The organism is Paenarthrobacter sp. AMU7 (genome assembly GCF_041200195.1).
In the GTDB taxonomy this organism is placed as follows: domain Bacteria; phylum Actinomycetota; class Actinomycetes; order Actinomycetales; family Micrococcaceae; genus Arthrobacter.
Genome location: NZ_CP165735.1, coordinates 3,626,076 through 3,648,866, shown reverse-complemented (window position 1 = coordinate 3,648,866; position 22,791 = coordinate 3,626,076). Strand labels below are relative to the sequence as shown.

Sequence of the window (22,791 nt, the reverse complement as noted above, 5' to 3'; positions counted from 1 at the left end):
GCCCGTCCCTCAAGAAACAACAAAACGGTGCACTAAACAAGCCTTTTGCCTGTCCAAAGCAGGTGCTACCTTGTTCAGAACCCGCTTGTGATGCAGCCCGCTAGCGACGCGCCGTGTTCTTTTGAGGTAGCTATGAACTATGTTCTCGCCATTGACGTCGGGACGAGTTTTACCGCAGCAGCCCTGGTTAAGCCTGACCAAGGTCCAACCCCTACACCGGAAATCCTCCCGTTGGGATTACATGGCAACGCCGTGCCATCGGTGTTGTTCTATACCGACGACGGCCGAGTGCTGGTAGGCGAAGCCGCCGAACGCCGGGGCCTGGACGATCCCCACCATATGGTGCGTGAGTTCAAGCGTCGGATCGGGGATTCCGTTCCCCTCGCTGTCGGCGAGGGCTGGCTGGCCCCGGAGGATGTGTACGCCACAATGGCTCGGTGGGTGGTGGACAGGGCCGGGGAGCGGGAGGGGACGGCGCCGTCGTCGATCATCATGACGCACCCCGCTGCCTGGGGCCAGCACCGGACCTCGGTGGTTCTCGCAGCGCTCAACGCGGCGGGCCTCCATGACATCACCCTGATCAGTGAGCCGGAAGCAGCGGCCCTGCACTACGCCTCCCAAACGCGGGTGGAAGATGGCAGCATCATCGCTGTGTACGACCTCGGCGGAGGTACGTTCGACACTGCCATCCTGCGCAAAGCCGGAGCCGGGGACTTTGAGTTGCTGGGACGTCCCGACGGTATTGAAACCCTTGGCGGCGCAGACTTCGACGCCGCCGTCCTGCGGCACGTGATGGGCCACGTCAAGGCATCCGGGGACGTGGATCCGGAGGCGCCGGACACCCTCGCAGCCCTTTCGAGGCTGCGGAGGGAATGCCGTGAGGCCAAGGAAGCGCTGTCCCTGGACAGCGAATCCAGTGTGGCAGTTTCCCTGCCGGGAACACAGCAGTCTGTGCGGTTGGTCCGCGCCGAATTCGAAGCGCTCATCGAGGAGCCCCTCCGGGAAACCGTGGAAGCACTGGAACGAAGCTTGCAGAGCGTCAACGTGGACTCTCAGGATCTGAGCGCCGTGCTGCTCATCGGTGGGTCATCGCGCATTCCCCTCGTGGCCCAGATGATTTCGGTGGAACTTGGCCGGCCCATCGCCGTCGACGCCGATCCCAAGTCATCCATCTGCCTGGGGGCAGCGGTGGCTGGTTTGCGCTCAAGGGCCGAAGAGGCCGTGGACGCGGCGGCTGCGGCCGCTGTCGGGGCAGCGGCTGACGACGTGGTGGCGATCGGCGCGCTGGGGCGCCCGCATACCGCCAGCCGGCCCCCAGCCCTGGGCGTCCGCACAGCAGCGTCCGCAAAGCAGGGCGGGCAGGCTCCCCGGCCGCGTGTCCGGATGGCTGCGGCCGCGGCTGCAGCGGCGGCCGCCTTGACCATCGCGACGGCGACGGCGGCCCAGAGTCCCGAAGGCAGTGGATTGCTGGCAACCGTGTTGGGGAACCAGGCCGCTGATGTCATGCGCGACAGCGGTCCTCAGGTTTCCGGGGGCCAAGGCAGTGTTGCCGGTGGCGGGAAGAACGGGGAAACCCCGACGGTGGGCAAGCCGGCGGGTGGACTTGAAGCCAGCGCCAGGGCCGGGGTTACCAAGGCAGGGAATGGGATGGGGAAGAGCCCGGCCCGGACCGGAACAACGAATGCCGGAACTGGATCTGGGGCCGCTGCGGGACCCGGTGCAGGACCTGCCACCGGCACGTCCCCGGGCACCTCATCCGGTGGAACCGCCACCGCCACTCCTGCGGCGCCGGGCACGGGAACCGCCGCTGCTCCAGGCACCACCCCGGCTCCCAGCACACCCACACCGGCGCCTTCTGGTGGCGCCGCCGGTGGGCCTACACCGCCCCCTGCAACACCCCCCACCACGCCGCCACCGGTCATCGAACCCACAACTCCACCTACAACCCCGGCTGATCCTGTCACGCCACCGCCACCTCCACCGTCGCCCGAGCCAACAGTGCCGCAGCCTGAACCGACGCTCACGCAAGACCCCCCACCGCCGTCACCCGAGCCAACGCCGGAACCGGTACCCCCGCCTGTCACGGCTGATCCCTTACCCGAGCCCTCGGAAACGGGCACCATTCCGGATCCAGCGAAGCTTCCGGCGGTGTAGCCCATGACGGGACATGACCCTAAGCCCGGGCACCTTCCACCCGGGCCGGACGATCACCCGTTCAAGGAACCTGCCGCCCTTCAGGAGGCAGCGCCACACCCTGTCCCGGAGCTTTCCGGAGATTCCGCGAAAGTCCGCGAGCTGCTCCTCGCCCTATCCGTGGGGTTCACGCTGCCTTCACCCCTGCCGCGTGGCCTTGAAGGCCATGATGGCCTGGACTCCATCATCACTGCAGCCATGGATGCGGGCTTGCTGCTGGCCGACGGGTCCGTAGTGGGGACGGTCCAGCATGCCTTGCTGCATGGAACCCCGCCCTCCCACATCCGGGCGCTGCAGCGTGAGCTCGTGGACAAGGTCCTGGCCGAAGGCCGTCCCTTTGGAGACCTGGCCCGCGACCTCGCCAGAAGTGGGATGCAGGATGCCCGCGTTGCCGCAGAACTCGAAGTGGTGGCAAACAGCGTCCTGGACTCGGATCCGCGTCTGGCCGTGGATCTCTATGCCGAAGCGCTTCTTGCCGGGAACAAGGAGCTCCACATTGCCGCGAAGCGTGCCCAGGCCTTGGCCGCCACCGGGGATCTGGACGAAGCTGGCAGGATCGTTGACAGGCTGCTCGCTTTGCCCGAACCTCCCCACCTTCGCCTGGGGGTGGACGTGGCCGCCGCCGTGTGGGCACAGCGGGGAATGTTGTCCCGGAGTGCTGACACGTACAGCTGGCTGGGGCCGGACAGGTTGCAGGGGTCTGCCCCGCTGGCCGCAGTGGCTATGATCGGCGCCGGAAATGCCGTGCTGGCTGAAGAGATCATGGCTGCCGCCGTGCCGTCCGGTTCGCCAACGCTGCTGGCGGTGGCTTTGACGCTCACCCAGGAGGGCCTGCGGCAGACCCTTGGCCCCAACCCTCAATTGGCCCTGCCGGAGCTCATCAGGGCCTCGGACATGATGAACGCCTCTGGCGCAGCGATTCCATTGCCGGAGACCCCGGGGGCCCTGGCGGCCCTCTGCGCACTCCACAGTGGGGAACCGGTTGTAGCAGACACTGTGCTCAGGGCGGCGTTGGCCGCGGGCCAGGGCGGGGATGCTGCCCGACCCCGGTTGTTCCTCCTGCAGGCCTGGACTGCCATGCAGCAGGACAACTCTGACGAGGCCCGATTGGCCATCAACGAGGCAGTCAAGGCAAACCATTGGTCCTTGGCACCCCGCGACGAGCTGCTGCTGTCAGCGCTGGAGGTGGGGCTCGCACGGCGTGGCAGCGACGTGCACGCGCTGGTGTTGGCGTGGGACCGGGCCCGGGAAGCCATGATGCACGTAGCTGTGGATCTCTACAGTCTCCTGCCCTGGGGTGAGCTGATGGTTTCTGCTGCACGGCTGCGCGAGACACGTCGGGTCTCGCACTATGTGGACGGCGCCTGGGAGCTCTTACAAAGGTTGGGGAACCCGCCACTGTGGTCAGTGCCGCTGCACTGGGCGGCAGTGCAGGCCGCACTGCTGAGCGAAAGCCCCGCTGAGCTTGCGCCGCACGCTGCCGCGCTGGTTCGGGCTTCGGAACACAGCCACCTGGCGTCCGTTCTTGCCGTGGGTGGCAAAGCCTGGGTTTCGGTGTTGGCCGGCCGGTTTGAAGCGTCGGACGTCGAAGCGGCGGCCCGCGGGTTGGCCGCCGTCGGGATGCCTTGGGAAGGGGCGCGATTGGCGGGCCATGCCGCCGCGCACGCGGAGGAACGGCGCGACCTGGTGCGCCTGCTGGCCTGCGCCAGGGACATCCATCCCCAGGGCGCTCCGGCCGGGGCGGGCCACGATCGGGTGGAGGTGCCGCACCATGGTGGTGCGGGTACCCCTGCACCGGACGGCACCAGCCCGGGTGCGGGGGATCCGTCCGGGCTGAGCGCCAGGGAACGCGAAGTGGCTCGGCTTCTTCTTGAAGGCAAGACGTACCGGGAGATCGGTGAAGCCATCTACATCTCGCCACGCACTGCCGAACACCACGTGGCACGCATGCGCAGGCGCTTGGGGGCCGACAACCGATCGGACCTCCTGGTCCGCCTGCGCCTTGCCTTGGGGGAGGGGTACCCGCCTCCGTGAGCGGCAACCCCCTCCACCCCCTAACGGAAAACCCCGCTACCCCCTAACGCTGGGGCAAGCGGTAGGGGGACCACCCCCGATGCCCGGTCCCTCACCACGGCCATACGTTGAAGGGGAGCCCGGCAAAGGCGCCGGGCCATTTACCACCCACCACAGAATTTGAGGGAGCATTCCAATGCCTACACTCGCACAACAGCTCGTGCAGTTCCTGATGAGCCTGTTCAACGATCCCGATGCAGCCGAGGACTTTGTCCGCGACCCCGAGGCTGCCCTGGCCGCAGCCGGCCTCCGTGACGTTTCCTCGGCCGACGTCGATGCTGTTCGCCCGGTGGTCCTGGACTACGCACCGATCAACGCCCGTTCGTCGTTCGACCGCGAATACAACACCGGCGGCAACCATGCCTCCACTGGCGGCGGCGCCGGCTGGGGTGGCCATGATGACGACGACGATCACGGCCACGGCGGTGGCGGTGGCGGCGGTGGCTGGGGTGGCCATGATGACGACGACGATCACGGCCACGGCGGTGGCGGTGGCGGCGGTGGCTGGGGTGGCCATGATGACGACGACGATCACGGCCACGGCGGTGGCGGCGGTGGCGGTGGCTGGGGTGGCCATGATGACGACGACGATCACGGCCACGGCGGTGGCGGTGGCGGCTGGGGCGGACACGACGACCACGATGACCACGCCCACGCCGTTCAACAACTGGTCCACGTGGTGAACAACTACTCCTACACCACCACTATCGATGACCGCGATACGATCACCGATCAGTCGGTGAACCAAAACATCTGGGCTGACGGCGATGTCACGCAGCTCTTCAACCAGGACGCTGTCATCGCCTCGGGCGACGGTGCCATTGCCGCCGGCGACGACGTGAAGGACTCCGGCAACACCACCTCCACCGATGACCACTCAACAGATAATTCGCTGACCATCAATGAGTCGGGCCCTGGCGACGTCGAGGTGGGCAACACGGACATCGAGGTCAAGGATTCGTTCAACGACAATTCGGACAACTCGGTGACCAAGGACTCCTACAACACCGACGTTGATGTCGACGTGGACATCGAGGACTCCTTCAATGAGGACAACTCCTCCCACACCGACAACTCCCACACCAACATCCACAACACGGATTCGTTCAACAAGGACTCCTACAACACGGAGAACGAGTTGGAAGTCGGCGACGTGGACGTGGAGTACACGAACATCGAGAACTCCACCATCATCAAGGACAACGAGGTGGAGCTGGAATACACCAACGATCACTCCACCAACGTGGAACTGGAGGACGTCCAGGTCAACTACGATTCCACGGTGATCCAGGACAACGAGTTGGAGATCGACAACTCCAAGGAAATCGACGTGGAGGACGTCCAGGTCAACTACGACTCCACGGTGATCCAGGACAACGAGCTCGAAGTTGATAAGTCGAGCTACACCAACATCGAGGACAACGAAGTTGACGTCGAATACAACGACATTGACCATTCGAACGTCATCGCCAAGAACGACGTTGAGATCGACTAGCGGCAAAGAGGTCCACACGGCGTAGCGGAAGCTGCGGCGCAGAGCACCCCCAGCAGTGCCCGGCAGGCGGATGGACGCCTGTCGGGCACTTCGTGGCCCCTCCGGACAGCAGCACCGGAACAGGCAGAACAAAGGACACACCATGGCGGAAACAGTACGGATGACCACATTGGTGGAGCAGGGCATGGCGCTGGTGGGGGAGCGGAACGACCTTCGGCGACGCCTGGAAAACACCCACAACCGCCTTCAGGATCCCAGCGTTCGCGTGATCGTGGTGGGCGAGTTCAAGCAAGGCAAGAGCCAACTGATCAATGCTTTGGTGAATGCGCCCGTCTGCCCTGTGGATGACGACATTGCCACCACTGTGCCGACGGTGGTCCGGCAGGGGGAACCGGCGTCGGCCGTTGTCCTGGTTCCCGCTGCGGAGGGTGGCACGCTGGAAGGCACTCGTACGGAGCTCGACAGCGACGGCCACGAACGAACGCTGGAACGCCAGCCCGTGCAGTTGGACCACCTGGCTGACTACGTCTCCGAAAAAGGCAATCCCGGCAACGCGAAGAACATCGTGGCGGCTGAGGTTGTCTTGCCGAGGAAACTGCTGGCGGGTGGACTGACAATAGTGGATTCGCCCGGGGTGGGTGGGCTGGGGTCAACGCACACGCTGACCACACTGACGGCCCTTCCGTCAGCGCATGCCATGGTGTTTGTCTCCGATGCGTCCCAGGAATACACCGAACCGGAAATGCGGTTCCTGCGCCAAGCCATGCGCATCAGCCCCAACGTGGTGTGCGTACTGTCCAAGACCGACCTCTATCCGAGCTGGCGGCAAATCGAGGACCTCGACCGGAAACACCTTGCCGAGGTGGGGCCGGACATACCCCTGTTCCCGGTCTCTTCGGAGCTTCGTCTCCAGGCGGCGCGTCTGCAGGACACGGAACTGAACGCCGAATCAGGGTTTCCTGAGCTGATCCACCACCTGAGGCACAACATTGTGGGGGAGGCCGCCAGAATTCAACGTCGATCCGTTGGCCATGATCTCTTGTCCGTGACGGAAAACCTGAGGCTCGCCCTGCAATCGGAGCTTGGTGCCCTGGAGAATCCCGAGGGCACGCCGCAGATGATCGCCGGCCTCAATGCGGCCAAGGAGGACGCGGACTCGCTGCGCAAACGGTCGGCGCGCTGGCAGATCACCCTCAACGATGGCATCGGGGACCTCATCGCAGACATGGAGTACGACCTGAAGGACAGGTTGCGCCGGATCCAGCGCGAAGCGGAAACCGCCATTGACCAGGGGGACCCCGGCCCCGCCTGGGAGCAGTTCACCCAGTGGCTGGAGCAGAGCACCGCTGCTGCGGTCTCGGATACCTTCGTCTGGACCAGCGAACGGGCCCAGTGGCTGGCCACCCAGGTGGCGGACCACTTTTCCGAGGACGAGGTAGCCCTGCCGGCGTTGAAGGTGGCCGATACGGGCGGCGTGCTGGACCCCGTTGCTGACATCCAGGAGATGGACAACGGGCGTCTCGGACCCCTGCAAAAAGTGCTGATCGGAATGCGTGGATCCTATGGCGGCGTGCTGATGTTCGGCCTCCTCACTGGCATCTTTGGGATGGCCCTCATCAACCCGCTCTCCGTCGGCGCCGGCCTCCTGCTGGGACGGAAAGCCTTCCGGGAAGACAAAGAGGCCCGGCTCAAGCAGCGGCAAGCCGAAGCCAAGATCCTGGTAAGGAAACACGTGGACGATGTTGTGTTCCAAGTCGGAAAACAGCTGAGGGACAGGCTGCGGCTGGTCCAACGGGCCACACGGGACCACTTCACGGAGATCGCCGAGGAGCACCACCGCTCCCTGGCTGAATCCGTGGCGGCTGCCCAAAAAGCTGCCGCAACCTACGCAGTGGAACGGGACCTGCGGATCAAGGAAATCCGGGGCCATCTCAAAGCAGTGGACACGATGGCCAGGGAAGCGCAGCAGCTGCTTGAAGCTCCCTCCATGGAAAACCAACCCAAACCCTCAACCGTCCCGGCCGGCTAATGGAACCGGGAATGGCCGGAGCCGCGGACCTGCTCCGGCACGCACGGGAAGTCTTCCGCGATGACGCCGCTGCGCTCACGGTGGTGGACGAATTGGACAGCCGGCTGGAAGGGCCGTTGCGCATCGCGGTGGCCGGGATGGTCAAGGCCGGGAAATCAACACTCCTCAACGCGATCATTGGCGAGGAAATCGCGCCCACCGACGCCGGTGAATGCACCCGTGTGGTCACGTGGTACCAGTACGGACACACTCCGAAAATCACGGTTTACCCGTTCCGGGGCGGACCTCAAAACCTCCCCGTGACCCGCGAAGACGGCCGATTGGTCTTGTCCTTGGGCGATATCCCGGCCGGGGATGTGGAGCGTCTGGTGGTGGACTGGCCATCAGCCGGCCTGCGCAATCTCACGTTGATCGATACTCCCGGCATCGCCTCGATGTCCGAGGATATTTCCGGGAGATCGGCGGCTTTCCTGCTGCCGGAAGACGAACCTACGGCAGCGGACGCCGTCATCTATCTCCTGCGGCACCTGCATGCCTCCGATGTCCGGTTCCTCGAATCCTTCAAGGACACCGCCGCCGGACGATCCGGTACTGTCAATGCCTTGGCTGTCTTGTCCCGGGCCGACGAGATCGGCGCCGGAAGGATTGACTCCCTGATTTCGGCAGCGGTCATCGCCGACAGATACAGCCGGGACCAGAACCTTAGACCCTTGGCCTTGGGTGTGGTGCCCGTGGCCGGGCTGCTGGCACAAAGTTCACGGACCATGCGCCAGGCGGACTATGAGGCCATGGCAATGCTGGCGCACATGGACCGGAGCCAGCGGGAACGAATGATGCTGTCCGCAGACCGTTTTGTCCGTTTCGAGGCTCCGCAAGGCCTCCGCCCGGCCACCAAAGCATCGCTCGTGCAAAGGTTTGGCCTGTTTGGGATTCGGCTGGGTGTTGCCCTGATCCGGGGCGGGACTGCTGATCCCACCGAACTGGCCCATGAACTGGCACGTCGAAGCGGGCTGGGCACTTTGCTGGACGCCATCAGCTATCTCTTCCAGAACCGTGCCGACGCACTCAAGGCGCGTGCCGTCGTCGTGGGTTTGGAATCATTGGTCCGCGGGGTTCCCAGGGAGCGGACGGCGCCGCTGGAAGCGGCGTTGGAACGGCTCCAGGCTGGCGCTCATGAGTTCCGGGAGCTCAAGCTCCTCGCCGCGTTGCGGACCGGTGGCGTGGGACTGGATGAGGAGCAGGAAGCTGAAGCGGAACGGCTGGTGGGTGGCCGCGGCAGCACTGCCTCGTTGAGGTTGGGCGTGAACCCGGAGGCGGATCCCAGGCAGATCAGCGAGGCTGCCCGGAGATGTTTGAGCCGTTGGCGGCTGATCGCGGAAAATCCGTTGACCGAGCCGTCGGCACTGGAGGCGTGCCGTGTGGTCATGCGGAGTTGCGAAGGGATGTTGGCCTCTATGCCGGCCGTTCGCTGAGTCGTTCGCTGAATTTTTCGCTCAGGAGCCAGACAGTAGTTGAGGGGAAAAACAGCAGGATCAGCCCCGCCGCGGCAAGGATGAACTGGGACGCCAGTAAAACCGTGGGCAAGACGCCGTCCGCGCCGGGAGCCACCACGAAGTCTGCGGTGATCACTGTGACCACCGCGTGCAGGAGGACCAAGGGCGCCAAGGTCCACCGTGCCCAGACACGGCGTTTGAAAAGCACCATCAGCAGGACGGCTTCCATGGCCACCACCAGCGCGATCATGGCGAGGCTGCCCAGGAACACGACGGCGGTGGATCCCTCGACAGCTTGGGCGTCACCGTCGGGAACCATGCCTCCGATGACGCCTTTCAGACGCTCAAAGTGGGCGTCACGGCCGAGGAAACCGAAAACGACGACGGCGATTCCCGCCACAAAGCTGGCAATCCAGAGGGAGCGGGAGAGCCGTGCGGTGCCCGGTGGCACGATGGCCGAGGCAATGGGAGGCGGCACTGACAGGGACATGCCCGGACGGGGTGGTGGTGCGGGGCGCGCTGTTGGCCCAATGACTGATGGTGTGGTGGAAGGTAACTGCCGTGAACCATCAGCTTGCTGGGCCATGTTTGCCTACTTCAGCTCGTCGGTGTCATGGGGGTCCGGCTCCGTGCGCTTGGTATCGCCGGGTTTGAAGCCGTTGCCTGTTGCCTCACCGGAACCGTCGGAGGGTTTGTCGCCAAGCTCGCGTTCCTTGGCTTCAAGGTCCGCCTTGAGCTTCTTCAGGCGGTCATCCTCGGCCTGGTTGCGACGGCGGGTTTCCAGATTACGGAGGAATTCGGGGTCATCGTCCGGAGCAGTGGGATAGCGGCGGACCGGCTTTGCCGTGGGCTTGCCATAGGGCCGGCCGAAGATGAACCAGAGGATGGCACCCAGGAGCGGCAGGACAATCATCACGATGATCCACGCGGGTTTGGAAATACCGCGTGTCTGGTGGCTGTCCGTGCGGATGACGTCCACCAGGGCATAGACGAAGATGACCAGAACAATGACGACGCCTACAACCCGGAGCATGCACCAAGTCTAGTCGCCGGAAGCCCATCACTGGACGTCCTCTACCGGCTGTGATCAGAGTGCAACCATCCGGCCCGCTAAACTTGGATGGTGGCTTTCCTGAAGTATTCCCTCATTCGCCTGGCGCTGTTCGTGCCGTTGTTCGTCCTCTTCGCCTTTTTGGGGGTTGGCTGGATCCTGGCGGTCATCTTCGCCGGGCTGATCGCGTTCGCCATCAGCTACCTCTTCTTCCAGAAACAGCGCGACGCCGCCACTGCAGCCATGCGCGAACGTTTCTCCGGGCGGGCCAAGCCCATCCGCACTGCCGGCGAAGTTGAGGACGCCACGGTCGAAGACCGCTTGGTAGAGAAAAACCCGGATATCGCTGTCAACAACGACAAACGCCCGGGCTCCTTGTAAAAAGTCTTTGTACAGCCAACGCCCCCAGGAAGGATTCCTGGGGGCGTTGGCTGTATCTGAACTTAGAAGCCGCGGCTCAGGATCAAGCCCAGCGAGAACAGCAGGCTGTACCCGAGGTTGATCATGCCGGTCTGCTTGAGCACGGGAATGAGGCTCTTGCGCTTTTTCCCATTGACCATCAGCCAGGCCGGCATCAAGCACGCGGGGATCAGCAGCAGGACGATCAGCATCCACGGCTTGGTGGGCGCCAGCACGATGACCAGCAGGATGGCGACGGCCAGCATCAACACGTAGCTTTCACGGGCGTGCCGGTCGCCAAGACGCACTGCCAGGGTCCGCTTTCCGGCGGCCGTATCAGTGGGAATGTCCCTGACATTGTTTGCCATCAACAGGGCGCAGGCGATGAGGCCTGTACCAATCGCACCGATCACGGCGGCCAGGCTGACTTGTCCGGCCTGGGTGTAGGTGGTGCCGAGCGTGGCCACGAGCCCGAAGAACACGAACACGAAGACATCGCCCAAGCCCATGTAGCCGTAGGGATTCTTACCGCCCGTATAGCCCCAGGCTGCCAGGACGCAGCCGATACCCACCAGGATCAGCCACCACGTTTGGGTGATGATCACCAGGATCAGGCCGCAAATCATCGCGGCGCCGAACAGCCCGAACGCGGCCCACTTCACTTGCTCCGGCAGCGCAGCACCGGAGCCGACAAGACGCAGGGGACCTACCCGGTCCTCGTCGGTGCCGCGGATGCCATCGGAGTAATCATTGGCGTAGTTCACGCCGATTTGGAGTAGGAGCGCCACGAGCGCAGCCAGGATCGCGTTCGGCAGCCGGAATGCCTGGAGCTCGTACGCCGCTGCCGAACCAATCAGGACGGGCGCGATGGCCGCGGGCAGTGTGCGGAGCCGGGCTCCTTGGATCCATTGTGCAGCTGTCGCCACGTGTAGTACCTCGTGTATTTCGCGGTTGATCTTGAGTCAGTTTCGGGAGGAAGAACGTGTCTATTGTCCCTGATGCAGTTCGGAAAGCCGTTCAATCATGGCCAGTCGGTCCGGTTTCCCGTTGGGCAGCATGGGCAGTTCCTTGTCAGCGAACACTGTTTTCGGAGCCAGGACTCCCAGCGCAGCCTCGCGCCGGGACGTGAAGCCCTTGATGCCTTCGGGGCTGGGATCGGTCACTGCTACGAAAGCTGCCACGGCTTGGCCCCACTCGCGCGACGGGACACCGGTGACGAAAGCCGCAGTGACGCCGTCGAGCTTTTCCAGCTCGCCCTGAATGTAGGCGGCGGAGGCTTTGACGCCGCCGGTGATGATGACATCGTCCGCCCGGCCCAGGACGGTGAGCTTGCCGTCGTCGTCCAATTCGCCGAGATCGCCAGTGACGTACCAGCGAACGCCGTCCTCCTCAAAGAAGGCAGCCTTCGACGCGCGGGCGGCGTCAAGGTAGCCGGCGGCCACGGTGTCGCCACCGAGCAGGATGCGGCCTTCCAGCCCGCCCTCGCCAATGCGGACCTCGACGCCGTCCAGCGGCTGGCCGTCGTACACGCACCCGCCGCAGGTCTCGGCGGAGCCGTAGGTGGTGACCACCTTGAGCCCCTCCGCATGGGCGGAGGCAAGGAGATCCGGTGACGCAGGAGCGCCACCCAGCAGGATCGCGTTGAAGCGGCGCAGCACGGCCAGGGTTTCGGGCGCGGGGGAGTCCAGGAGCCGCTGCAGCTGCGTGGGAACCAGTGAGGTGAAGCGGATCTTGTCCGTGAGTTCCTCGGCCGCCGCGGTGAAGGCCTCGGGCGTGAAGCCGTCAGACAAGTCCATGACCCACGGCCGAGTGCCTGCGTACAGCGACCGGACCAAAACCTGCACTCCGGCCACATACTGCAGCGGGAGCGCGAGCAACCACTGGCCCTCACCGCGCAGGGCCATGGCAGTGGACACGGACGAGGCCGCGAGGGCGTCGATGGTCAGGATTGTTGCCTTGGGCGTGCCCGTGGAACCGGAAGTGCGGACCACCACCGCGGCATCCTCGACGCCGGTCTCCACCGGGATCGCCTGCGGCTCGCCGTGGTCGCCAGTGATGATTTCGACGGCGGGGCCCTCGCCATGGAGGGCAGCCATCAGTGCTTTGAGAACGGGATCGATGTCCACAGGGTGAGTCCTAGAAGTAGTAGGGGAAGCTGGACCAGTCGGGGTCGCGTTTCTGGAGGAACGCTTCCTTCCCCTCCACGGCCTCGTCCGTCATGTAGGCGAGGCGGGTGGCTTCGCCGGCGAAAACCTGCTGTCCTGCCAGGCCGTCATCGGCCAGGTTGAACGCAAATTTGAGCATGCGGATGGCCTGCGGGGACTGGCGGGCGATGTCCGCGGCGTACTCCAGGGCTACTTCCTCCAGGCGGGCGTGGTCCACCGCCTCATTGACCGCACCCATGCGAACCATGTCGTCGGCCGAATATTCGCGGGCAAGGAAGAAGATCTCGCGCGCCGCTTTCTGCCCGATTTGGCGGGCCAGCAGCGCAGAGCCGTATCCGGCGTCGAAACTTCCCACTGTGGCGTCCGTCTGCTTGAACTTGCCGTGCTCGCGGGAAGCGATGGTGAGGTCGCTGACCACGTGCAGTGAGTGGCCGCCGCCCGCCGCCCATCCATTCACGACGGCGATGACCACCTTGGGCATGGTCCGCATGAGTCGCTGTACTTCCAGAATGTGGAGCCGGCCGGCACGGGCGGGGTCGATAAATTCAGCGGAATCACCCGCAGCGCCTTCTACCTGGTATCTGTAACCGTCCCGCCCACGGATCCTTTGGTCCCCACCCGAGCAGAACGAGTGCCCGCCGTCCTTTTCCGATGGACCGTTGCCAGTGAGCAGCACCGTGGCCACGTCAGGGGTCATGCGCGCGTGATCCATGGCGCGGTAAAGCTCGTCCACCGTTCCCGGCCGGAAGGCGTTGCGGACTTCGGGGCGGTTGAACGCGATCCGGACCGTGGGAAGGTCCTTGACTGTGCCGTCCGCGGAACGCTCCACCTGCCGGTGGTAGGTCATGTCCTTGAAGTGATCAAAGCCGGAAACAGTGCGCCAGCGTGAGGGGTCAAAGACGTCGGAAACCTTGGCAGGGAGTTGGTTGTTCACAGTCCGAGTCTAGTAATGGCCTTAGCTGATGCAGAACTCGTTGCCCTCGGGGTCGGCCATGGTGTGCCACTCGTGGGGTCCCTGGCTGGCGGTCCAGAGGTGTTTTGCTCCGCGGGCCTCCAATTGTTTCCGCACCTCATCCTTGTCCCGGCCGTCCAGGCGGACATCCCAGTGCACGCGGTTCTTGACGGTCTTTTGGGTGGCATCGGTCTGGAACAGGATGCGCCGGCCGGCCTTGGGGTCCGTGTCCTCGGCAGGCACGATCGCGCAGCCTTCGGCCCAGACCAGCTTGCCGTTGTGCGTGATGGTCTGGTCCTCGGTGGCGTAGCCCTGCTCGATCATCGATCGGATGAACGCCTCGTCCTGTGGTTCCACGCTCCACTCGAGGGTCTCGGCCCACCAGTCGGCGAGGTCATGCGGCTTCTGGCAATCGACTACTACCTGGATGTTCAATGTCATGGCCTCCACGCTATTCCCGACGCCGGGTAGCTGGTAGGCCTTTGCGGTCATGTTTGGTCCGGGTTCCAAAAGGTCGGCAAGTCACGGCCTTGTGGTCTTCTCCAACGTTGGAGATGTGCATACGTTTTCTTGACATATTGTCATGACATAGATCACAGTGGGTGCAGGAAAGGCTTTTCCTACCAAGGCAGCGTGGCCCCCGCGCCACGTCCTACTTCCGCAGCCAGGCCTCCGTGGACTGGCAGCCCCGTGAGAAAAGGACAGAAGCATTGTCAGAGCAGACACGCATCTCCAGCATCAGCCGCCGGCAATTCGGAATGACGGCATTTGGCCTCTCCGCCCTTGCCGTCGGACTTTCTGCCTGTAGTGGTGGCGGCACCTCCGCTGAGGGTGGCGCCAAGACCCTCCAGTTGGTCCTTTCCGGGGACACCAACCAGGGCGGCGCTTTCGCCGCGGCCGCCGCGAAATACAAGGAAGCCACCGGCATCACCATCGAGGTAGTGGACGTCCCCACCGCGGACATCACTACCAAGCTCAAGAATGCGGCAACGGCCAATGATCTTCCGGCGCTGGCGCGGGTGACGGGCCTGGACCCCCTTTGGGTCAACCAACTCCAGGATCTCAGCGACATCGCCAAGGCGCGGAACATCGATGGGAAGTTCCTGCAGACGGCCCCTGACGGAACGCTCCCGGCCATCCCGTCAGACCTCACCGCAGTGGGCTTGTTTGTGAACAAGAGCCTCTTCGACAAAGCCGGAGTGGCCTACCCCACCGCTATCGGAAACAGCTGGACCTGGGACGAGTTCGTAGCAGCCGTGAACCAGGTCCGCGAGAAGGCCGGTGCCAAGTACGGCATGGTGATGGACCGTTCAGGCCACCGCCTGCGCGCCATGATGTACGAGTTCGGCAGCGACGCCTTTGCGAAGAACGGCGATAAGTACGCCGCGGATGACAAGGCCGTAGAGACCTTGGAGTACTTCCAAAAAATTAACGATGACGCCACGATGCCCAAATCAGTGTGGCTCAGCGGCGAAGACGGCAACGCCATGTTCAAGAGCGGGCAGGTAGCTGCCTACTACTCCGGCAGCTGGCAGGTGGCCGACTTCAATAAGAACATCAAGGACTTTGAGTGGCTGTCCGTGCCGCTGCCCAAGAAGGAAGTCAACGCCACCAACCTCGGTGGCGGTTTCATGGTGGCCTTCAAGGACACGGGCGCGGACGAAGAAGCCAAAAAGTTCATCGACTGGTTCTACGACGACGCCAACTACACCGAGTTCGCCAAGCTCGGCGGCTACCTGCCGGTCAAGGAAAGCCTCAAGGTGGAGTATCCGTACCAGCAGGCCTCCTTTGAGCTCTACCAGCAGCAGATTGCCGGGAACCAGGCCAAGGGCGATAACGCCATCAAACGTGTCGTGGCCGAGGCCTATGCCGAGACCCCCTTCTCCGGGGACCCCTTGAGGGAGGAAACCGTGAAGATGTTGGGCGGCAGCCAGGATGCCAAGACCACGGTGGAGAACATCGTGAAGCTCTACAACGGCGCCTAGGCCATGGCCAATTCAACGCTCAGCCCGGCGGTGCGGCCGGAACAGCCCGGCTCACCGGCCGTGCGCAGCAAGTCCCAGCAACGGCGGCGCAACCGCTATGTCATCGCGCCACTGATCCTCATCGGCGTCAACGTGGCGTTGTTCCTGGTGTTCTTTGTGTGGCCAGGCGCCCTGGGGCTGATCTATTCGTTCACGGATTACCGCGGTGTGGGCAAGCTGAACTTCATCGGCCTGGCGAACTTCCAAAAGCTCTTCGCTGATAGCACCTTCTACGCGGCGCTGACCCGGACGTTCCTGTACACGGTTCTTTCGGTGCCGTTGGTATACGTCTCATCCCTGGGTATCGCCTCGCTGCTGGTCAGCAAAGCCACGCGGGGGAGGACAGCGGCCAAGGTGATCATTTTCCTGCCGTGGCTGATCTCGCCGATCGTGGTGGGCGTCATCTGGAAATGGATGTTCGGCCAGGACTTCGGCTTCGTCAACTTCGTCATCACCACGTTGGGTGGCGGCCCGGTGCCGTGGTCCAGCAACGGCAACCTTGCGTTGATGGTGGTCATTTTCGCCTCGGCCTGGGGCGGTACGGCCTTCAACATGCTGCTGTTCATCGCGGCGCTGAAGAACATCCCTGAGGCACTCCTGGAGGCGGCCGAACTGGATGGCGCCAACGCCTGGCAACGGTTCCGGCATGTGATCCTGCCCGGCATCGCGCCGACGTCGTTCATGGTCATCCTGCTCTCCACCATCCATGCGATGAAGGAGTTCGCCATGATCCAGGCGCTCACCAACGGCGGACCGGGAACAGAGAACACGTTGATCGTCCAGTACATCTACAAGACCGGCTTCGAACAATCCAAGGTGGGCTACGCGAGCGCCGCCTCCATGGTGCTGATGGTGGTCCTGTTGGCTATAGCGCTCATCCAGCTGCGCTTCAACAAGAAGAAGGGCTGAACCATGGCAACAGCTACCAAACTGCCTCCTGCTGCAGGGGCCAAACCCGCGGACAAGACCCGTGAGGCCCGTGCCAGGCGGAAGAACCTGTCCGCTCCGCTGACGGCCGTGCTCTGGGTCATCGTGGCCATCTACGCGCTGCCGTTGCTGTGGTTCCTCCTGAGCTCGTTCAAGCCCGGGAGTGAACTTTTCAGCTATCCGCTGTCCATGATTCCGCGGGAGTGGACGTTCCAGGGGTTTGTGGATGCCTGGGAGCGGGTGGATTTTGCGCAGTACTTCCTGAACACGGCCACGGTTTCGCTGGTCACCACAGTCCTCACGGTGTTCTTCAGCGCGTGCACTGGTTATGCGCTGGCCAAGTACAACAACAAGGGAACACGATTGTTCTTCGTGTGCATCCTGGCTACCACCATGCTGCCCACCGAAGTGATCCTGAACCCCACGTTCTCGGTGATCCGTGACCTCGGCCTGTATAACTCCCTGGCGGGCATCATTGTGCCCTCCGTGCTGACAGCCACAGGTGTGTTTATGTTCCGTCAGTTCTTCCTGACGGTCCCGGACGACCTCCTGCATTCGGCCAGGATCGATGGCGCCAGCGAACTGGCCATCTTCTTCCGGATCATGCTCCCGCTGTCCAAGCCCATCCTGTTCACGCTGGCCATTTTCTCTTTCCAGTGGCGTTGGAACGACTACATCTGGCCACTGATCGTGCTGAACGACCCCAAGTGGTACACCCTGCAGGTGGCACTTCGCAGCATTGTGGGCGCGGAAAACATCGACTGGCCCGTGCTGCTGGGCGCTTCCGTGATCTCCATCCTCCCGCTGGTGTTGGTGTTCGCGGTCTTCCAGAAATACGTACTCAACGCTGACGTCAGCGCAGGACTGAAGGACTAGGGGCCCGGAGTGAATCACCAAACAGCGTCAGTTGCGGTGGATACAGCGTTCCTCGACAAACTGATCGAGGCGGCCGACCGCCAAGTGGACACGCTCCTGGAAGAGTCCGACGGCGGCGTGGCGGCTTTGGCGCACCGCCCCGCCATGGGCAGGTTGCTGGCTTTGGCCACCGTCTACACCCAACCCGGATCCGTTCACGTCGGTTCGTCCAGGCTGCCCGGGCTCATGGCGGACTGTGTGGCCAGGCTGGAGTACCTGCAAGGGCCGACCGGTTTGTTCGACGGCACCAACCTCAGTTCGCCGCCGGACTCTGCCTTCACCATTAATGACGCCTGCATGGCCTTGGACATCCTGGGATCCCCGAAAGATGGCTTGGCCGGGACCGTCAGCCGGCTTCGCGCCGTCGTCGGGCGTATCACTGACGCCCTGGTCAGCGGCGGCGTTCACACCCCCAACCACCGTTGGGAGCTGTGTGCCGCGCTGGCCCGTCTTCACGCACTGCACGAAACGGAGGGCAATCCGCGTCCGGACATCCAGCAGCGCATCGGTCAGTGGCTTGCCGAGGGGATCGACCAACTGCCGGATGGAATGTACTCCGAAAGGAGCCCCCTCTATGCCACCGCAGTGACCAATCCGTCCCTGCTGGCGATCGCCGACCATGCCGGCCGGCCCGAACTCCTTGACCATGTCCGGGCCAACCTGACGGCGTTCCTCCCGTGGTTCGGCAGCGATGGCAGTGCCGAGTCCCTGTTCTCGCGCAGGCAGGACCAATGGAACAGGTTCGACGGCGAAGCTTTCCAGCTGCTGTACCGCCGGTTGGCCAATCAGGACCGGAACGGCGACTTCGCAGCTGCTGCGGCCTGGTTAGAGCAATTCCAGCTGCTGGAACCGGCCAAGGCCCTGGCCAGGGTTCGGCTGGATGCGTGGTTGGCCGCCAAGCTTCCGGCCGTGGAGGCGTGGGAAAGCCTGCCGGCAGCGATGGCTCCCGGGCATGCCGGCTTGGTCAGCTGTGGAATCCATCGATTCCGCGGTGGCCGGAGCGTGGCCACGGTCTTTGGCGGGTGTGACGACGTCTCGTCCGGCATCAGCTCCGGACTTGCCACCAATCCCACCTTCCTGCGCTTCAGTCACGGCGAGGCGGTCCTGACGGATGTGCGGCTCTCGCGGAGCTTCTTCGACCTGGGGCCGTTCCGCAGCCGGAGCGCCGCCGTTGATGGTCCCGCGGTCCGCCTCCACGATGAGCTGAGCGCCAACTTCTACCTTCCGCTGCCGGTGGATGTGCAGCGTTCCGACGGCATCTATCCTTTGGTCCACGAAGGACGCTTCAGCGCCTCCATGGACTTCGACAACCGGCCCATCGTGGAGCACCGCTTGGCAACGTCCATCACGGTCACACCGAATCCTGCGGACGGAACGGTGGAACTGGAGCTGGACTTCGACGGTGCCGAAACCTCGTACGCCCTGGAGCTGACCTTCCGCGCGGGTGGGCAGCTCAGCGGGGTGGAGGAGGCTGGTACTGGGTCCGGGACCTTCCAACTGACCTCCGGGACGGGTGCCTACCGCGTGGGGAATGACGTGATCGAATTTGGCCCCGGCAACGCAGCAGACCCGGACAGCCCGCCTGTGTACAACCCGGGGGAGGCTTACCGATATCCAGGAGGCTCGAACGCCAGCTACGGCGTGAAGGTCTACATCACAGGACGGACCTCAGGCAGCCACCGGGTGGTGCTGACGGGGAAGAGCGTGTCGTAGCTGGGGCAGGCCCGTTTTTTTGCTGGGCGGGCCAGCTTCTAGCTTGGAAGAAGCTCGGACGGGATGGCGTAGATCAGGACAACGGCCATGAGGTTCTTGGCGGCGTGGACAAAATAGGAGAACATCAGGTTCTTTCCCGTCCAGACATAAACCGCTACGAGGACCACGGCCATGCCCAGATACGGTGCCAACGCGGACAGCACCAGTCCTTCGCGGCCCACTACGTGGATGGAGGCAAAGACCACCACGGAGATCACGCAGCAGATCCAGATGTTCAGGTACCGCGACAATTTGCCGATCAGCAAATGCCGGAACAGATACTCTTCAACAAAGGGGCCCAGCAGCACCAGCAGGGGCACCATGAGCCATGCGGGCACCTGCTGCAGGAGACCTTGGATGCCCAGTTGGTTCTCTGAGCTTTGTGCTGTGCCGAAGGCCGCCACCAGCAGTGCCGTGAGAATGAGCATCACCACGATCGCCAAGGGGACCATGCCCAGGGTGAACCATGGGCGGGTGCCAAGGATCTTGAGGTCCCTGCCTATCACCCGCCAGGCTGAGGCCACCGCGAATATTCCGACACCGGCATAGAAGAGCGCATTAACGGCGTAGGATGCGGTGGCTGGCTCGGGAAAGAGCTGCAGCATCAGCCGTTCCACGGATTCACCCGCGAACGTGAAGTAGGCGGTAAAGGTGAGGTAGGCGGCCACTGCGGCGGCGTCAAGGGCAGAGAATCTGTACAAAGATGCCTTGGTGGAAAGAGTGCCCATGTGACCAGCCTAGCTTTGCCGGGTGGCCCTTGCTTGGCTACACTTTTCGGTATGCCTAACTTTTCGTTTCGGCGCGCCAAAGATGTCCGCCGTTTCGCTGCTGCCCTGACCGTCATCGCCCTCGCCTTGGGGATCTCCGCCTGTGGCGGGAATTCCTCCGCGGGAGGTGATGACAAACCCGTGGTGCTGACAACATTCACTGTATTGGCCGACGTCGCCAAGAACGTGGCCGGGGATAAACTCCGGGTCGAGTCCATCACCAAAGCCGGGGCCGAAATCCACGGCTACGAGCCCACGCCCGGCGACATCCGCAAAGCAGCCCAAGCGGACCTGATCCTGGACAACGGGCTCAACCTCGAAGCCTGGTTTGCCCAGTTCGTGGAAGACCTGGACGTGCCGCACGCTGTGGTGAGCGACGGCGTCGAGGTCATGCCCATCGCCGAGGACTCCTATCAGGGCAAACCCAACCCGCACGCCTGGATGTCGCCCAAGAACGTACAGATCTACGCCAACAACATGGCCAAGGCCTTTGCGAAGCTGGATCCATCCCATGCTTCAGAGTTCGAAGCCAACGCCAAGGCCTACAACGCCCAGTTGCAGAGCGTGCAGGACGAGATGGTGTCCAAGCTTTCCGTTCTCTCGGAGAAGCAGAGGGCCTTGGTCACCTGCGAAGGCGCCTTCTCCTACCTGGCCCGCGACGCCGGCCTCAAAGAGGTCTATATCTGGGCAGTCAACGCAGAGCAGCAGGCCACACCGCAGCAGATCACCCGGGCCATCGAGTTCGTGAAGCAAAACCAGGTACCTGCCGTTTTCTGTGAATCCACGGTGTCGGACGCCCCCATGCAGCAGGTGGTGGGTGCCACTGACGCCGAGTTCGGTGGGACCTTGTATGTGGATTCCCTGTCCGAAGCTGACGGACCGGTTCCTACCTACCTTGACCTCATCCGCCACGACGCCAAAGTCATCACCACGGCACTCATAGGAGGAACGTCATGAGCACCCCCGCAATCGCTGTAGAGAACGTCACGGTCCACTATGGTGAGGTCCTGGCCCTGGACTCTGCGTCCCTGACCCTGGAGCATTCCCGGATCTGCGGCTTGGTAGGGATGAATGGCTCGGGCAAATCCACCCTGTTCAAAGTCATCATGGGCATGGTGAAACCCGATTCCGGCCGGGTACTCATCAACGGAGAGCCACCCGCGAAGATGCGTAAGGACGCCGGGATCGGCTACGTCCCCCAAAGCGAAGACGTGGACTGGGCCTTTCCCCTGTCCGTCCGGGACGTGGTGATGATGGGCCGCTACGGGCACTTGGGATTCACGCGCCGGCCCCGCAAAGCCGACCGGGACGCCGTCGAGCACGCCTTGGAACGGGTGGAGCTGAGCGAGTTCGCCGACAGGCAGATCGGTCAGCTGTCCGGAGGACAGAAGAAGAGGGCCTTCGTGGCCCGTGGCATCGCGCAGGGCGCCACCATGATGCTGCTGGATGAGCCATTCGCGGGCGTGGACAAACGGTCCGAGGCCACCATCACCCGGCTCCTCCGTGAGTTGGCGGAAGACGGCGCCACCATCCTGATTTCCACCCACGACCTCCACGCCTTGCCCCAGCTCTGCGACGAAGCCGTGCTGCTGATGCGCAAGGTGCTCATGCACGGAAGTCCGGACACCGTGCTCCAGCCCGAGAACCTGGCCATGGCCTTCGGCCTCGACGTCATGAACAGGGGCTGAACCGTGGAATTCCTCCTGGAACCCCTGAGCTACGACTTCATGGTTCGGGCGCTCGCAACCACGGCCATCGCTGCGGTGGTCTGTGCGGTGCTGAGTTGCTGGCTCGTCCTGATCGGCTGGTCCCTCATGGGCGACGCCGTCTCCCACGCGGTGCTTCCCGGCGTCGTCCTCGCGTACATCGTGGGTGCGCCGTTCGCGGTGGGTGCGTTGGTGTTCGCGCTGATCGCGGTGACATTGATCGGGGTGGTCCGCAACACGAGCCGGGTAAAGGAAGACGCTGCGATCGGCATCGTCTTCACATCGCTGTTTGCCCTGGGCCTGGTCCTGATCTCGGTGACTCCAAGCCAAACCGACCTGAACCACATCATCTTCGGCAACCTGCTGGGCGTCAGTATCCCCGACCTCATCCAGGTGGTGGTGCTGGGCGTGGTGGCCTTCGCCATCCTGATCCTCAAACGCCGCGATCTCACGCTGTACGCCTTCGACCCCACGCATGCGCACGCGATCGGCCTCTCGCCCCGCAGGCTTGGCGCGCTGTTGTTGGGTTTGCTGGCACTGACCTCGGTTGTAGCCCTGCAGACGGTGGGCGTGGTGTTGGTGGTCGCCATGCTGATCATCCCGGGCGCCACCGCCTACCTGCTGACGGACCGGTTCTCGCGGATGCTGGTTATTGCACCGGTGATCTCCGTGGTGTGTTCCGTGGCCGGCATCTACCTCAGCTATTACCTGGACACAGCATCGGGGGCCATGGTGGTGCTCACCCAAGGCGTGGTGTTCGCGTTCGTGTATCTTTTCAGTCCGCGGCAGGGGCTGATAGGGACTCGTCTGGCGAAAGTTCGTCGGAAGCGGGCTGTCGCTACGGTGTAGG

General features: G+C 63.6%; 20 protein-coding genes. 13 read left to right on the top strand and 7 right to left on the bottom strand.

The window, feature by feature from the left end; translation table 11 throughout:
- The first annotated feature begins 132 nt into the window (after positions 1-132).
- The 5 genes from ABQM86_RS16745 to ABQM86_RS16725 all read left to right on the top strand — a co-directional run bounded on the left by ABQM86_RS16745 (position 133) and on the right by ABQM86_RS16725 (position 9,262).
- The gene (locus ABQM86_RS16745) at positions 133-2,154 is read left to right on the top strand and encodes an Hsp70 family protein (RefSeq protein ID WP_369745009.1); all 2,022 of its coding nucleotides are present in this window, start codon (positions 133-135) and stop codon (positions 2,152-2,154) included.
- A 3-nt stretch (positions 2,155-2,157) separates the two neighbouring features.
- Positions 2,158-4,227 carry a LuxR C-terminal-related transcriptional regulator gene (locus ABQM86_RS16740; protein ID WP_369745007.1) on the top strand — a complete coding sequence of 690 codons (2,070 nt, stop codon included), beginning with the start codon at positions 2,158-2,160 and terminating at the stop codon, positions 4,225-4,227.
- 175 nt (positions 4,228-4,402) lie between these two features.
- On the top strand, positions 4,403-5,761 hold the full coding sequence (locus ABQM86_RS16735; RefSeq protein ID WP_369745006.1) for an IniB N-terminal domain-containing protein: 1,359 nt from the start codon (positions 4,403-4,405) through the stop codon (positions 5,759-5,761).
- A gap of 142 nt (positions 5,762-5,903) precedes the next feature.
- Positions 5,904-7,790, top strand: a complete 1,887-nt coding sequence (locus tag ABQM86_RS16730; RefSeq protein WP_369745005.1) for a dynamin family protein — start codon at positions 5,904-5,906, stop codon at positions 7,788-7,790.
- A gap of 11 nt (positions 7,791-7,801) precedes the next feature.
- Entirely contained in the window at positions 7,802-9,262 is a 1,461-nt protein-coding gene (locus tag ABQM86_RS16725; RefSeq protein ID WP_369745003.1) for a dynamin family protein, read from the top strand.
- On the opposite strand, the gene ABQM86_RS16720 is transcribed toward ABQM86_RS16725, so the two are convergent.
- The gene (locus ABQM86_RS16720; RefSeq protein WP_369745002.1) at positions 9,243-9,869 is read right to left on the bottom strand and encodes a hypothetical protein; all 627 of its coding nucleotides are present in this window, start codon (positions 9,867-9,869) and stop codon (positions 9,243-9,245) included. The genes ABQM86_RS16725 and ABQM86_RS16720 overlap by 20 nt on opposite strands.
- A 6-nt stretch (positions 9,870-9,875) precedes the next feature.
- Positions 9,876-10,316: a PLD nuclease N-terminal domain-containing protein gene (locus ABQM86_RS16715; RefSeq protein WP_369745001.1), complete on the bottom strand. Its 441-nt coding sequence runs from the start codon at positions 10,314-10,316 to the stop codon at positions 9,876-9,878.
- An 87-nt stretch (positions 10,317-10,403) separates the two neighbouring features.
- Between ABQM86_RS16715 and ABQM86_RS16710 the strand changes: the two genes are divergently transcribed.
- The gene (locus ABQM86_RS16710; protein WP_207594481.1) at positions 10,404-10,715 is read left to right on the top strand and encodes a DUF4229 domain-containing protein; all 312 of its coding nucleotides are present in this window, start codon (positions 10,404-10,406) and stop codon (positions 10,713-10,715) included.
- Between the two features lie 62 nt (positions 10,716-10,777).
- On the opposite strand, the gene ABQM86_RS16705 is transcribed toward ABQM86_RS16710, so the two are convergent.
- From ABQM86_RS16705 to ABQM86_RS16690, 4 genes are read right to left on the bottom strand one after another with little or no spacing between them, the layout of a single operon-like run.
- Positions 10,778-11,659 (bottom strand): 1,4-dihydroxy-2-naphthoate polyprenyltransferase, encoded by an 882-nt coding sequence (locus tag ABQM86_RS16705; protein WP_207594480.1) that lies wholly within the window; start codon positions 11,657-11,659, stop codon positions 10,778-10,780.
- 60 nt (positions 11,660-11,719) lie between these two features.
- The gene (locus tag ABQM86_RS16700; protein ID WP_369744999.1) at positions 11,720-12,859 is read right to left on the bottom strand and encodes an AMP-binding protein; all 1,140 of its coding nucleotides are present in this window, start codon (positions 12,857-12,859) and stop codon (positions 11,720-11,722) included.
- 10 nt (positions 12,860-12,869) lie between these two features.
- Entirely contained in the window at positions 12,870-13,832 is a 963-nt protein-coding gene (locus tag ABQM86_RS16695) for a 1,4-dihydroxy-2-naphthoyl-CoA synthase (RefSeq protein WP_369744998.1), read from the bottom strand.
- A 21-nt stretch (positions 13,833-13,853) separates the two neighbouring features.
- The gene (locus tag ABQM86_RS16690; RefSeq protein WP_369744996.1) at positions 13,854-14,291 is read right to left on the bottom strand and encodes a VOC family protein; all 438 of its coding nucleotides are present in this window, start codon (positions 14,289-14,291) and stop codon (positions 13,854-13,856) included.
- Positions 14,292-14,560: 269 nt separating this feature from the next.
- Between ABQM86_RS16690 and ABQM86_RS16685 the strand changes: the two genes are divergently transcribed.
- From ABQM86_RS16685 to ABQM86_RS16670, 4 genes are read left to right on the top strand one after another with little or no spacing between them, the layout of a single operon-like run.
- Entirely contained in the window at positions 14,561-15,835 is a 1,275-nt protein-coding gene (locus tag ABQM86_RS16685; RefSeq protein WP_369744995.1) for an ABC transporter substrate-binding protein, read from the top strand.
- A gap of 3 nt (positions 15,836-15,838) precedes the next feature.
- A complete protein-coding gene (locus ABQM86_RS16680) occupies positions 15,839-16,783 on the top strand; it encodes a carbohydrate ABC transporter permease (RefSeq protein WP_369744993.1) in 945 nt (314 codons plus the stop codon).
- Positions 16,784-16,786: 3 nt separating this feature from the next.
- On the top strand, positions 16,787-17,677 hold the full coding sequence (locus tag ABQM86_RS16675) for a carbohydrate ABC transporter permease (RefSeq protein WP_207594476.1): 891 nt from the start codon (positions 16,787-16,789) through the stop codon (positions 17,675-17,677).
- Between the two features lie 9 nt (positions 17,678-17,686).
- Positions 17,687-19,429: a hypothetical protein gene (locus ABQM86_RS16670; RefSeq protein ID WP_369744992.1), complete on the top strand. Its 1,743-nt coding sequence runs from the start codon at positions 17,687-17,689 to the stop codon at positions 19,427-19,429.
- Between the two features lie 38 nt (positions 19,430-19,467).
- Here the strand turns inward: ABQM86_RS16670 and ABQM86_RS16665 are convergent, their stop codons facing one another.
- Positions 19,468-20,196 carry a lysostaphin resistance A-like protein gene (locus ABQM86_RS16665; RefSeq protein WP_369744991.1) on the bottom strand — a complete coding sequence of 243 codons (729 nt, stop codon included), beginning with the start codon at positions 20,194-20,196 and terminating at the stop codon, positions 19,468-19,470.
- A gap of 51 nt (positions 20,197-20,247) precedes the next feature.
- Between ABQM86_RS16665 and ABQM86_RS16660 the strand changes: the two genes are divergently transcribed.
- Genes ABQM86_RS16660 through ABQM86_RS16650 form a run of 3 tightly spaced genes read left to right on the top strand, consistent with a single transcriptional unit; the run spans position 20,248 to position 22,790 of the window.
- Positions 20,248-21,192, top strand: a complete 945-nt coding sequence (locus ABQM86_RS16660) for a metal ABC transporter substrate-binding protein (protein WP_369744990.1) — start codon at positions 20,248-20,250, stop codon at positions 21,190-21,192.
- Positions 21,189-21,923, top strand: a complete 735-nt coding sequence (locus tag ABQM86_RS16655; protein WP_207594472.1) for a metal ABC transporter ATP-binding protein — start codon at positions 21,189-21,191, stop codon at positions 21,921-21,923. The genes ABQM86_RS16660 and ABQM86_RS16655 overlap by 4 nt, the downstream gene beginning before the upstream one ends.
- 3 nt (positions 21,924-21,926) lie before the next feature.
- Positions 21,927-22,790, top strand: a complete 864-nt coding sequence (locus ABQM86_RS16650; RefSeq protein WP_369744988.1) for a metal ABC transporter permease — start codon at positions 21,927-21,929, stop codon at positions 22,788-22,790.
- Position 22,791: the final 1 nt, after the last annotated feature.

What these genes read in the sequence shown, in the direction of transcription:
- ABQM86_RS16690 (WP_369744996.1), bottom strand. Translation starts at nt 14,291, where the DNA reads ATGACATTGAACATCCAGGTAGTAGTCGATTGCCAGAAGCCGCATGAC.
- ABQM86_RS16720 (WP_369745002.1), bottom strand. Translation starts at nt 9,869, where the DNA reads ATGGCCCAGCAAGCTGATGGTTCACGGCAGTTACCTTCCACCACACCA.
- ABQM86_RS16680 (WP_369744993.1), top strand. Translation starts at nt 15,839, where the DNA reads ATGGCCAATTCAACGCTCAGCCCGGCGGTGCGGCCGGAACAGCCCGGC.
- ABQM86_RS16655 (WP_207594472.1), top strand. Translation starts at nt 21,189, where the DNA reads ATGAGCACCCCCGCAATCGCTGTAGAGAACGTCACGGTCCACTATGGT.
- ABQM86_RS16725 (WP_369745003.1), top strand. Translation starts at nt 7,802, where the DNA reads ATGGCCGGAGCCGCGGACCTGCTCCGGCACGCACGGGAAGTCTTCCGC.
- ABQM86_RS16665 (WP_369744991.1), bottom strand. Translation starts at nt 20,196, where the DNA reads ATGGGCACTCTTTCCACCAAGGCATCTTTGTACAGATTCTCTGCCCTT.
- ABQM86_RS16740 (WP_369745007.1), top strand. Translation starts at nt 2,158, where the DNA reads ATGACGGGACATGACCCTAAGCCCGGGCACCTTCCACCCGGGCCGGAC.
- ABQM86_RS16735 (WP_369745006.1), top strand. Translation starts at nt 4,403, where the DNA reads ATGCCTACACTCGCACAACAGCTCGTGCAGTTCCTGATGAGCCTGTTC.
- ABQM86_RS16730 (WP_369745005.1), top strand. Translation starts at nt 5,904, where the DNA reads ATGGCGGAAACAGTACGGATGACCACATTGGTGGAGCAGGGCATGGCG.
- ABQM86_RS16715 (WP_369745001.1), bottom strand. Translation starts at nt 10,316, where the DNA reads ATGCTCCGGGTTGTAGGCGTCGTCATTGTTCTGGTCATCTTCGTCTAT.
- ABQM86_RS16710 (WP_207594481.1), top strand. Translation starts at nt 10,404, where the DNA reads ATGGTGGCTTTCCTGAAGTATTCCCTCATTCGCCTGGCGCTGTTCGTG.
- ABQM86_RS16745 (WP_369745009.1), top strand. Translation starts at nt 133, where the DNA reads ATGAACTATGTTCTCGCCATTGACGTCGGGACGAGTTTTACCGCAGCA.
- ABQM86_RS16675 (WP_207594476.1), top strand. Translation starts at nt 16,787, where the DNA reads ATGGCAACAGCTACCAAACTGCCTCCTGCTGCAGGGGCCAAACCCGCG.
- ABQM86_RS16660 (WP_369744990.1), top strand. Translation starts at nt 20,248, where the DNA reads ATGCCTAACTTTTCGTTTCGGCGCGCCAAAGATGTCCGCCGTTTCGCT.